The 285-nt window shown below is 33.3% G+C and carries 1 protein-coding gene; it reads right to left on the bottom strand.

Annotated features, from left to right (window positions below):
• Positions 1-203 precede the first annotated feature (203 nt).
• The coding region (locus WFZ85_RS16285) for a nucleotide modification associated domain-containing protein (RefSeq protein WP_342697286.1) at positions 204-285 on the bottom strand (82 nt) is incomplete at its 5' end.

Below are 285 nucleotides of genomic sequence, written 5' to 3'. Positions count from 1 at the left end.
CTCTGAAAATCCCATTGGATACAATTGTTTTACTTCAAAGGTGGAAATGGCGAAGTAAGGCGAAGGATATAATTTTGCAACTGCTGATAGCAAGAACAAAAATGAAATTAGAATTCTAATTCCCCAAGTAATGTTGTTTTTAGATGTTGTCATACTTTATTTTTTTTGTAACCCTGAGCAATCCCGAGGTTTTGGGACAAGTGTTATTGTCCAAATTTCATTAAAATCAATGCGAATATAGAATAGTTTATCATGTCTTGGTAATTGGCGTCAATACCTTCTGAT

This window comes from Flavobacterium aureirubrum (assembly GCF_038739835.1).
In the GTDB taxonomy this organism is placed as follows: domain Bacteria; phylum Bacteroidota; class Bacteroidia; order Flavobacteriales; family Flavobacteriaceae; genus Flavobacterium; species Flavobacterium aureirubrum.
This window is presented reverse-complemented; position numbering and strand designations above follow the sequence as displayed.